The organism is Streptococcus suis YS161 (assembly GCF_002760245.1).
Lineage (GTDB): Bacteria > Bacillota > Bacilli > Lactobacillales > Streptococcaceae > Streptococcus > Streptococcus suis_I.
Map to the genome: position 1 here is coordinate 1 of NZ_ASCA01000075.1, position 7,645 is coordinate 7,645.

The 7,645-nt window shown below is 49.4% G+C and carries 2 pseudogenes; both read left to right on the plus strand.

The window, feature by feature from the left end:
* Window positions 1-35 precede the first annotated feature (35 nt).
* A pseudogene (locus tag SST111_RS12640) lies at window positions 36-275 on the plus strand (accessory Sec-dependent serine-rich glycoprotein adhesin); the annotation flags it as partial.
* A 4,155-nt stretch (window positions 276-4,430) separates the two neighbouring features.
* Window positions 4,431-7,645: pseudogene (locus SST111_RS12645) on the plus strand (hypothetical protein); the annotation flags it as partial.

Sequence of the window (7,645 nt, forward strand, 5' to 3'; positions counted from 1 at the left end):
TTTTTAGGGATTAAATTTATATACTAGGAGTCAACATGAATCGTAAGCGATTTAACAAAGATTTTGATGAGGTTGGACGTAAGAGCCGTGTCAAGATGCATAAATCAGGTAAAAACTGGGTTCGGACTGTTATGTCTCAACTCAGCCTTTTGCGTGTCATTCGAGGGAAAGGGCAGGAAACAGTTTCAGTACCTCTTGTAGATAGTTCAGAGCGATTAGAAAGTCAACGTTACCAGTACCTGAAAGCTATGTTAGCTTCGGGGGCAGCCGTCACGGGAGCTGCTGTCATGACATCGGCTTTTGGTGAGGAGCAAGTCGCTGCAGTAGAGCAACAGCTTGAAGAAACTACGGATACACTCATTGATAAAGATCATGTCGTTGTTGAAACAGCTAGCACATCTGAAGGGATCGATTACACAAACTTGGACAATGCCTTGGCGAGCTTGAACCAAGCCCTTTCCTCGCCGATAATTGATGCATCCACAACGACTGTGGCCAAGTACCAACGTTACCAAACAGCTCTGCAAAATGCGCAGTCTGCTTTAACTGAGGCAACGGAACTACGAGCTTCCACATCAGCCAGCCAAGAGGAAGTGGACGCGATGAGCCAAAAGGCTGGTCAGGCAGCTATCTCCTTGACTGGTCGAATCAATCAAATCCAAGCAGCTTCCGGTATGTTGCGTGTTGCCGAAGGAACGAGCACGCGAGCAACTGATACGACAGCACCGGTTGTTACGTATCCAAATACAGTTTACTTCTTCTACGGTAAAACGACGACGGTGGATCTTGTCCTTGCAACAGTGACAGAGGCATCTGATCCAAGCACTTGGCAAAAATGGGGTGTGGCGTACACGGATGATAGAGGAACTCTTGATAATTACAATAACCTCAACGATCAACTGGTAGATGCCAATGGTAATGCAGTCCGACTAGGAGTTCGTCGAAAAGCTGGAACGACAGATCAATGGGAAATCTATATCCCTGCGGGATCAATGATTAAACCAAACCTGTTTGACGGAAATAACCTCCAATCAAGAGACACTGATTATCTTTCTCGCTGGCCATTTGTTGTTGATGCAGCTGGAAAACGTAACACTCTCGGCACAGCCGCAGGTATCAAGCTAACTGCCGTTGCTGTACCAAGTGGCTATGTCAATAAAGGAACAGGAGTCGTAGCAACAGCTTCAGAGATTGAAAATGTTGCTAAAAGTTGGGTTGATAACCAAAGACCTTGGGATGGGTCAACTGCGGCGACAACCTTGCGTTATCAAGTACAAGGTACACCGCCAGCAGCAAATGTGACGACAGCTATCCCTGTATTGGTGACGACTGGGCAGGGCATCAGTACAACAGCAACCGTACTGGTAAACTACCCACCAACCATTGAATCTGTGACAGATTACACTGTCTTTGCTGGTACAGCCATTGCAACAACAGATGGCAGCAATAGCATCCGACCAGTAGTGGCGACTGAGAGGGATGCTGTTAATGGTGTCAATAATACAGTTGAACAACAGGCTAAAACCATTACAAACTCGACAATTAGCGCAGCTACGGGCCTCTCAGTCAACACAACGACTGGTGCCCTAAGCGGGACAATCTCGCAAGCAAGTGGTACTGGTTACTTTACTCGAACTATGACCTTTACCGATGGCCTCAATAACAGTTCAACATCTGGCAATTTCAGACTCTACATTATTGATACGGCGGCCTCTACCCTCTCTCGTGCCCATAAGGATAAACCATCTGAACAGGAAGTTAAGGATGCGGTAACTGTATCGATGGGCAGCAGTTCAACTACTGTGACGAAGTCTGTTGTCTCTATCCCTGATTCGACTGGTGTTGCGGAGACCTTATATGCTGTTGTACGAGTAACGACAGCTCAGGGTGTTTACAAAGATGTTCAGGTTCCGATTAATTACAGTGCTAACCAAACTCCTACGATTACATCAAGCGCACAAGTTGCAGATAAAAGTCAGTCAACTTATGACTTATCAACAGGAGTTGTCGTTTTGGATGCCGAAGATGGATCATCACAAGACCGTACAGCCACTTCACCAAAGGTAACCAAGTATGAAGTTCTAGATGATACTGGTAGTGTCGTTCAGACAGTCACGGATAGGACAGCTACCCGCATCAATACCTCTACGTTAACACTTGGTAAGACCTACACTGTTCGTGCGACAGGTACAGATAATGATGGCGCAACTACCACAGGAACTTACACACTGAGAGTTGCCGATACTGGACCTACAACGACTGTTGTTAACAATATGGCTGTTTTCAAGAACACCCCGATTGCATTGACAAATGGGGGAACAAGCATTACACCAGTGACCGCAACAGATCCAAATGGTATTTCAGGTGCTCGTTTGTATATCACCAGATCGAACGGTACGAAAGGTGACCAAGATACAACATCAGGCTTTACAATTGATCAGACAACAGGAGCCTTCTCTGGCACAACAGGAGCAAGTTATCAGGGAAATCCAGGCGTCTATAGTCGGAGCATGGAGTTTACGGATGGTCTGGGAAATGTTTCTGGTCTAACGAATTTTAAACTCTATGTTTATGATGTTACAGCTGGCAGTCTAGAACAAAATTACAAAACAACGCCAACTGCTAACCAAGTTCTTAATCAGGTTACGATTCAAGGGACTTCTAGCGGAAGTATAGGTGTTCGAAAAGAGATTATAGGCTCTATTCCTACGACAGATGGTTCGGCAACTGTACGTGTTACCACAGATCAAGGCGTCTATAAGGAAGTTCAGGTTCCAATTACCTACCGAGCTAACCAAGCTCCTACGATTACAGCAGCTGATCGAACGGTAGACAAGGGTGCAGTTGCAACATATGACCTAAGAACAGGAGTAACTGTCCGTGATGTTGAGGACGAAGCAAACAACCTTACTCCATCAGTTACAAAAATCGTCCTAAAAGATGCGTCAACAAATACGGTCATTCGTACTATTACAAACACAAGTCAGATGACGATAAATACGAGTACGCTTGACCCAACTAAAACTTACACTGTAGAAGTGACGGGCAGTGATGCTGAAGGCTTGACGGCAACGACTAGCTATACACTAAGTGTTACCGATAGTGCCCCGACCATAACTGGCATTAGCAATATGGCCATCTTTAAGGGTACAAGTATCCAGACAGAGGATAGGACAAATGCAGTTTATCCTGTTACTGCAACAGATGCGAATGGTTTTTCAAGTGTTCGTCTCTACAGAACGCAAGCAGATGGAACGAGTCGTGTAGAAGAAACGGATTCAGGTTTTACAATCAACCAGTCAACCGGGGCATTTTCAGGAACTGCAAGTGCTACCTTTAATAACGTCGGTGTCTATTCAAGAAGTTTGATATTTACGGATTCCTTTGGAAATGCAACACAGCTTCAGAACTTCAAAGTCTGGGTGATGGATGCGACAGCAAACAACTCACTAAAGAATCGTTTGTATAAACATACTCCGTCTGAACAGGAAGTATTGAATGCAGTAACAGTTTCAACTGGTGGAAGTACTATCAGTTATTCGAAGAGATTAATATCATCTATTCCTACGACAGATGGTACGGCAACAGTGCGTATTACCACAGCTCAAGGCGTTTATAAGGATGTTCAAGTTCCAATTACCTACCGAGCTAACCAAGCACCTACAGTGACAGTTTCTGATCAAACCGTTGACCGTGGTGGAAAAACAACGATTGATATCTCTACTGGTGTTACTGTGACGGATGCGGAAGATGACAGAGACCCAAATGATAGTCTTACAACCACTATTACCTATACGGTAAAGGATGCAAAAGGTAGTATTGTTTATCAAGGAAGCCAGCCGAATGTTCCAGTAGAGACATTAGTAGCAGGAATCTATACGGTAACTGTAGCAGCGACAGATGCCTACGGTGCTAAGACTGAGAAAACGTATACTTTAAAGGTTACTGACAGAAATTCTGAGTCTGCCTCAGTATCAGCCAGCGAGTCTGCAAGCACCTCCGCCTCAACCAGCGCCAGCACTTCAGTAAGTACGTCAGCTTCGACCTCAGCAAGTACAAGTGCATCAACTTCGGCAAGTACGTCCGCTTCGACCTCAGCAAGTACGTCAGCATCGACTAGCGCAAGCACGTCCGCTTCAACGTCTGCAAGTACATCAGCGTCAACAAGTGCAAGTACGTCCGCATCGACTAGCGCAAGTACATCCGCGTCCACGTCAGCAAGTACGTCTGCCTCAACCAGCGCGAGCACGTCCGCGTCCACGTCAGCAAGTACGTCTGCCTCAACCAGCGCGAGCACGTCCGCTTCAACAAGTGCAAGTACATCCGCGTCCACGTCAGCAAGTACATCAGCTTCAACCAGCGCAAGTACATCAGCATCGACCAGCGCGAGCACGTCAGCATCAGAGTCAGCAAGTACCTCAGCGTCAACAAGTGCAAGCACGTCCGCTTCAACGTCTGCAAGTACATCCGCTTCGACATCCGCAAGTACGTCTGCATCAACCAGCGCGAGCACGTCTGCTTCAACGTCAGCAAGTACCTCAGCGTCAGAATCAGCAAGCACGTCCGCTTCGACCTCAGCAAGTACGTCAGCATCGACTAGCGCAAGCACATCCGCTTCGACATCTGCAAGTACCTCAGCGTCAGAATCCGCAAGCACAAGTGCATCAGAATCGGCAAGTACGTCAGCGTCAGAGTCAGCAAGTACGTCAGCCTCAACAAGTGCAAGCACGTCCGCTTCGACCTCCGCAAGTACGTCAGCATCAGAGTCAGCATCAACAAGTGCAAGTACGTCAGCATCAGAGTCAGCATCAACAAGTGCAAGTACGTCTGCATCAACTAGCGCAAGTACAAGTGCGTCAGAATCCGCAAGCACCTCAGCGTCAACCAGCGCGAGCACGTCCGCTTCGACATCTGCAAGCACAAGTGCGTCAGAATCTGCAAGCACGTCCGCGTCAACCAGCGCGAGCACGTCCGCTTCGACCTCAGCAAGTACGTCTGCCTCAACCAGCGCAAGCACATCTGCCTCAACGTCAGCAAGTACGTCTGCATCAACTAGCGCAAGTACATCAGCGTCAGAGTCAGCATCAACAAGTGCAAGTACCTCAGCGTCCGAATCTGCAAGCACGTCCGCTTCGACATCCGCAAGCACCTCAGCGTCAGCGTCCGCGTCAACAAGTGCAAGTACGTCCGCTTCGACATCCGCAAGTACGTCAGCATCAACTAGCGCAAGTACCAGTGCTTCAACTTCAGCAAGCACGTCCGCATCAACTAGCGCAAGTACGTCTGCATCAACTAGCGCCAGCGCGTCCGCTTCAACGTCTGCAAGTACATCAGCGTCAACAAGTGCAAGCACGTCCGCTTCGACATCCGCAAGCACCTCTGCATCAACTAGCGCAAGCACAAGTGCTTCAACTTCAGCAAGTACGTCCGCTTCGACATCTGCAAGTACATCAGCGTCCGAATCCGCAAGCACTTCAGCGTCAACCAGCGCCAGCACGTCCGCATCAACTAGCGCAAGTACGTCTGCATCAACTAGCGCCAGCACAAGTGCTTCAACTTCGGCAAGTACGTCAGCGTCAACAAGTGCAAGCACGTCCGCATCAACTAGCGCAAGCACAAGTGCTTCAACTTCAGCAAGCACGTCCGCTTCGACATCTGCAAGTACTTCAGCGTCAACCAGCGCGAGCACGTCCGCTTCAACGTCAGCAAGCACATCCGCTTCGACATCTGCAAGTACCTCAGCGTCCGAATCCGCAAGCACTTCAGCGTCAACCAGCGCAAGCACGTCCGCATCAACTAGCGCAAGTACGTCTGCATCAACTAGCGCCAGCACAAGTGCTTCAACTTCGGCAAGTACGTCAGCGTCAACAAGTGCAAGCACGTCCGCTTCGACATCTGCAAGTACTTCAGCTTCAACTTCGGCAAGTACGTCAGCGTCAACGAGCGCAAGCACATCTGCCTCAACTTCGGCAAGTACCTCAGCGTCAACGAGCGCGAGCACGTCTGCTTCAACGTCTGCAAGTACGTCAGCGTCAGAATCCGCAAGTACAAGCGCTTCAGAATCGGCAAGTACCTCAGCGTCAACGAGCGCAAGTACGTCCGCGTCAACAAGTGCAAGTACAAGTGCGTCAGAATCCGCAAGCACGTCCGCTTCGACGTCAGCAAGCACATCTGCCTCAACTTCGGCAAGTACCTCAGCGTCAACAAGTGCAAGTACGTCAGCATCGACTAGCGCAAGTACTTCAGCTTCAACTTCGGCAAGTACGTCTGCATCAACCAGCGCAAGCACGTCCGCATCAACTAGCGCAAGTACGTCTGCATCAACTAGCGCAAGCACAAGTGCTTCAACTTCGGCAAGTACGTCAGCGTCAACAAGTGCAAGCACGTCCGCATCAACTAGCGCAAGCACAAGTGCTTCAACATCAGCAAGTACATCAGCATCAACTAGCGCAAGTACGTCCGCGTCAACAAGTGCAAGTACAAGTGCGTCAGAATCTGCAAGCACCTCAGCGTCCGAGTCCGCTTCAATGAGTGCTAGCGAATCGGCAAGTACTTCAGCGTCAACCAGCGCGAGCACGTCCGCTTCGACCTCTGCAAGTACATCAGCGTCAGAGTCAGCATCAACAAGTGCAAGTACCAGTGCTTCAACTTCAGCAAGCACGTCCGCGTCAACAAGTGCAAGTACGTCTGCATCAACTAGCGCAAGCACAAGTGCTTCAACATCAGCAAGTACATCAGCATCAACTAGCGCAAGCACAAGTGCTTCAACGTCAGCAAGTACTTCAGCGTCAGAATCAGCAAGCACGTCCGCTTCAACTTCGGCAAGTACCTCAGCGTCCGAGTCAGCAAGCACCAGTGCCTCAACTTCGGCAAGTACATCAGCATCAACTAGCGCAAGTACCAGTGCTTCAACGTCAGCAAGTACATCAGCATCGACTAGCGCAAGCACAAGCGCTTCAACATCAGCAAGTACAAGTGCATCAGAATCTGCAAGCACATCTGCCTCAACGTCAGCATCAACAAGTGCAAGTACGTCAGCGTCAACAAGTGCAAGTACAAGTGCTTCGACATCTGCAAGTACGTCAGCGTCAGAATCTGCAAGCACGTCCGCTTCGACATCCGCAAGTACGTCAGCGTCAGAATCCGCAAGCACTTCAGCGTCAACCAGCGCAAGCACAAGCGCTTCAACGAGCGCAAGTACGTCTGCATCAACTAGCGCCAGCACAAGTGCTTCGACATCTGCAAGTACGTCAGCGTCAGAGTCCGCAAGCACGTCCGCTTCGACATCTGCAAGTACATCAGCATCTGAGTCCGCTTCGACCTCAGCAAGTACGTCTGCCTCAACGTCTGCAAGTACGTCAGCGTCAGAGTCCGCAAGCACGTCCGCTTCGACATCTGCAAGTACTTCAGCTTCAACTTCGGCAAGTACGTCAGCGTCAACGAGCGCAAGCACATCTGCCTCAACTTCGGCAAGTACCTCAGCGTCAACGAGCGCGAGCACGTCTGCTTCAACGTCTGCAAGTACCTCAGCGTCAGAATCCGCAAGTACAAGCGCTTCAGAATCGGCAAGTACCTCAGCGTCCGAGTCCGCTTCAATGAGTGCTAGCGAATCGGCAAGTACTTCAGCGTCAACCAGCGCGAGCAC